General features: G+C 50.9%; 1 pseudogene. It reads left to right on the plus strand.

Annotated features, from left to right (window positions below):
* Positions 1-262: 262 nt before the first annotated feature.
* Positions 263-1,872, plus strand: a pseudogene (locus tag CKY02_RS22915) (type VI secretion system Vgr family protein); the annotation flags it as partial.

Here is a 1,872-nt window from a genome sequence, read left to right on the forward strand (position 1 = left end):
TGATAAATATCGTGATCTTATGGTCATAAAATTTAGAGAGCGAAATTCTCTGTTATTTGTCTCCACTCCATCCTACTCAGCTGGAAGCGGTCTGTTGTTCTCTCTAACGCCACGTATTAAATGATGGCTATTTTACGCTGTCATTTTTTTACCGCGGAGCAGACCGGCGCTATTTAAAAGAGCCGCCTGTCATGGCTCGTTTAATAGCTTCTTGCGTTATCCCCATCTCAGGATAATGGTTCAGTTATGTAAGGTTTCAAATATGGATGGATTAGTTTTCACCTGCCGAATTGGCGCACTGCCCCAAACTACCTTTCAGGTCTCGCAATTTACTTTACAGGAAGGAAGAGCTGTCACAGCTTTATCGCCTGACGTTAAAAGTGGTGAGCTCACGTGATGACATTCCCCTGAATGAACAGCTGGGGGACAGCGCGTCACTGACCATTACCCGCAATGGCGTCACCGAGCGGACCATTAATGGCTTGATAACCGGGGCTGAACAGGATAATACCGACGGCCGTCGCACTTTTTATATTTTCACTGTCCGCCCCACAATGTGGCTGATGACGCTCAATCAGGACAGCCGTATTTTCCATCGAAAGTCCGTACCGGAAATCTTAACGATCCTGCTGAAAGAGCATCGTATTTTATTTACCCGCGATACGCTCTATAAACGCCATGCCGAACGGGAATACACCACGCAAAAACGCGAATCCGCCTATGATTTTTGGTGTCGGCTGGCGGCGGAAGAGGGCATTATCTTCTGGTTTGAGGAAAAACAGACGTTGTTCTGTGATTGCCGTCTGGGCATGCAGGCGGATATCGAACTGACTTACAATACGCACCCTGAAACGGACGAGACAGATACCACCGCGTACCAGTGGAGTTATGGCGAATACCTGTGTTCGAATGGCACGGTCCAGAAAGACCATAACTTTCTTAACCCCAAATATTCGCTCGAACATCAGAAGCAATCCGACGATAGCGGGCACAATTCAGTGTTTGAAAGTTACGGGCGCTTCCAGTGGGACGAGGAAGGAAAACCTTTTACCCAATTGCGGCTGGAACAGTTACGAAACTACAGCAAAGTCGGCACCGCCAAAACCAACTGTATCCGGCTGCGTCCGGGTAAAATTTTTACCCTGCAATCCCATCCCATAGAGGCCATGAACGACCGCTGGCAGGTGCTGTCCGTCACGCATTATGGGCAGCAACCTATCGCGTCAAACGACGGCGGCGAGGGGACAACACTGACCAACGAGGTCGCCTTTATTCCCGGGCGACAGGACTGGCGGCCCCCTTATCGCTACAAACCGCTGGCGGACGGTGATGAAGTCGCTACGGTGGTCGGGCCGGGAAGCGAAGAGATTTATGTGAACGAACACGGCGCGATACGGATCCATTTCCACTGGAACCGTTACGATAAAGCGGACGACCTCGCGTCTTGCTGGGTACGGGTGGCACAAGGCTGGAACGGCAACGGTTTCGGTTTTATGGCGATACCGCGCGTCGGGCAGGAGGTGATAGTCAGCTATCTCAACGGCGATATCGACCGCCCGATTGTGACGGGGTGTACCTACAATGGCCTCAATCGTCCGCCGCTTGATTTACCGGCGGAGAAAACCCGTACCACCTTTAAAACCCGGACTCGCGGAGGTGAGGGATTTAATGAACTGCGTTTTGAGGATGAAAAAGGCAGAGAGGAAGTGTTTATTCATGCTCAAAGGAATATGAAAACGCAGATTCTCTGGGATAAAACCACGCAGATAGGCCATGACCAGCAAACAGAAGTGGCTCATACCCGCTATACCATTACCACCGCTGGCGGTCAGACCCTTTCCGGTAAAACCGATGGGCTGGGCAGAACGATGA

It is taken from the genome of Photorhabdus bodei (assembly GCF_003287735.1).
Taxonomy (GTDB): domain Bacteria; phylum Pseudomonadota; class Gammaproteobacteria; order Enterobacterales; family Enterobacteriaceae; genus Photorhabdus; species Photorhabdus kayaii.